Annotated in this window: 4 protein-coding genes; all 4 read left to right on the top strand. The window is 36.7% G+C overall.

The window, feature by feature from the left end:
• On the top strand, positions 1–810 hold an 810-nt coding region (locus K6G87_RS14530; RefSeq protein WP_296838803.1), incomplete at its 5' end, for an HNH/ENDO VII family nuclease.
• Complete coding sequence (locus K6G87_RS14525; protein WP_296838801.1) at positions 807–1,220, top strand: SMI1/KNR4 family protein; 414 nt, start codon at positions 807–809, stop codon at positions 1,218–1,220. The genes K6G87_RS14530 and K6G87_RS14525, both read left to right, overlap by 4 nt.
• Positions 1,221–1,232: 12 nt before the next feature.
• On the top strand, positions 1,233–2,207 hold the full coding sequence (locus K6G87_RS14520) for a macro domain-containing protein (protein ID WP_296838799.1): 975 nt from the start codon (positions 1,233–1,235) through the stop codon (positions 2,205–2,207).
• Positions 2,208–2,300: 93 nt separating this feature from the next.
• A partial coding sequence (locus tag K6G87_RS14515; protein ID WP_330669877.1) for a hypothetical protein occupies positions 2,301–2,591 on the top strand: 291 nt, incomplete at its 3' end.

The raw sequence follows: 2,591 nt of genomic DNA, 5'->3' as shown, positions 1-2,591 counted from the left end.
AATAATGTAAATGAAGCATGGGATGGTTCTGACAAAGAGAAATTGTCGAATGAGGAAAACTATCAGCATAAGGAGCGACTTTCTTTGTGTTCGTTATCCTCTGAAGTATGGAAAGAATCATTTTCGGCTGCTGAGAAAAGTGATACTCAGCATGAATCGCATTTTGATATTCATTCTGCTATAAGAGAGGTGTGGAAGAAGACCGTTCTTAATGAAAATGATGAAGGAATAACTAAAACGCAGAAAACTTTTTATAGTAAGTCGGATTTATTTGAGAATAATGACGTAGAGCAAAAAGAATCAGATGGTGTAGACAATGAGAAAAAAATATATTCAGAATTAACACCGGAAGAACGAGAGCAGATAAAAAAAGAGACAGGGTGTTCAGATGAAATAATTGATTACATAAAGAATATGGATCAATATGAGATTTATAAGAATGCGAATCTAGAAGAGCGCGAAATTGATGGTAGAAAGTGCTTGGTAAAGAAGGACCTTGATCTTGATTATGTGTCGGAAAAAACCATTGATGATAATCATCCGAACGGCATTTCAAATCGAGAACTTATGAAACTTGGAAGAAGCCCATATGATGCTAAGACCGGTGAGCGAATCGAACTTCATCATATGGGACAGGATTATGATAGTCCATTTGCTGAATTATGCGAAGACAGTGAGCATGGAGATGGCAACTATAGCGACTTACATGCCAACGATACTGAAAGCTGGCGTCGAGATAAGGATTTGAAGAATCAATACAATAATCAAGATAGACCTAATCATTGGAAAGAAAGGTGTAATAAAGAATGAGTTTAAAGGCGTTTATAGAAAATAATGAAGTTACTTCTACGACCAGATTAATTGATGAGGCCACTCTTATAGAAGCCGAGAAAATAATAGGAATTACCTTTGGCAATCAGCTTAAGGAATACATATTAACATATGGCTACTTAAGTTATAAGTTTGCCGAGTTATACGGAATTAATTCAAATCAAAAAATAGAATCAGATTTAGTAAGGCAAACGTTATATCTGCACAAGTATTTTCCTATAGTGAATAAATATATAGCAATAGAAAACCAGGGGGACGGAGATTATTATGTCGTTGATAGCAGTGACCATGTATTTGAGTTTGACTCAGATCTTGGAGAACTGTCAGATACCGGGTTTAAATTATTTGACTATATTCTTGATCGTTTTGACGGAATAAAGAATCTATAATAAGGAGCCACCATGCCATTTCAGATCGTCCGTAATGACATTACAAAAATGCAGGTAGATGCCATAGTGAATACCGCAAACCCTATGCCAGAATATGGCGCAGGGATCGATAGTGCTGTCTATGAAGCGGCTGGTAAAGATAAGCTTTTAGCAAAGCGTCATGAGATAGGTGCTATTGATAGAGGTACATCTGTTATTACTGATGGTTATAATTTGCCGGCAAAATTTATCATTCATACAGTGGGAACTGCTTGGAAAGGTGGTAAAGCTGGTGAGGAAGATATTATTAGAAAATGTTATCGCAGCGTGTTTGATCTTGCGGTTAATAATAATATCTCAAGCCTTGCAATACCGCTTTTAGCTTCAGGTAGCTACGGATTTCCTAAAGGCATTGCTCTAAGAATAGCACTGTCTGAGATTGAAGCATTCATGTCGGAGAGTGATATGGATGTTTACCTTGTTGTTTTTGATGAAAAGTCAGTATCGCTGTCATCGGAATTTTATGGAGATATTGATGAGTATATCAATGACAATTATGTAGATGAAAAGAATCAAGAAGAGTACTCAGATTCTTTTGATCTGTGCTTATCAGCACCGATATTAGATGTAGAAAGAAGCCTAGACGATGTTGTAAATAATCTGGACAAAACCTTTATGGAACTTGTTTTTTCATTTGCTGATGCAAAAGGACTTACAGATGTTGAGGTTCAAAAGAAGGCGAATCTTGATAGAAAGGCATTTTCCAAGCTTAAATGTGGAACTACAAAGAATCCTAGTAAATCCACAGCTCTTGCTTTAGCAGTAGCTCTTGAGTTGGATTTAGATGATACGAAGGATCTTCTTTCAAGAGCTGGACTGGCATTATCGCCTTGCAGTAAGCAGGATGTTATAGTCCAGTATTTTATCGAGAAGAAAGCTTTTGACATATATGAAATCAATCTAGCTCTTTTTGAACATGGAGAACAACTGCTTGGGACACAAGTCTAGTAAATGTCGCCTGACAAGTGACCGGCATAAATGCATATTGAGATATGATTACCTCAGAAACAAGCAAATAAGCTAATTACGGAGGTAATTTTTATGAGAGAAAACTTAACAGAAATCGTATTTATTCTTGACAGAAGTGGCTCTATGAGCGGACTTGAATCTGATACTATTGGTGGATTCAATTCCATGATAGCAAAGCAGCAGAAAGAAGAAGGAAAGGCTATTGTTTCCACCGTTCTTTTTGATGATGAAACAGATGTGATTCATGACAGAGTAGCTATTGGTGAAGTAAAGAAACTTACAGAAGAAGATTATTATGTTCGCGGCTGCACTGCACTTTTGGATGCGGTAGGTGGAGCAATTCATCATATCGGTAATGTTCAT

The sequence above is a fragment of the Butyrivibrio sp. genome (assembly GCF_024699075.1).
The sequence above is the reverse complement of the archived record's forward strand: the minus strand, read 5'-3'. Positions and strand labels throughout refer to the sequence as shown.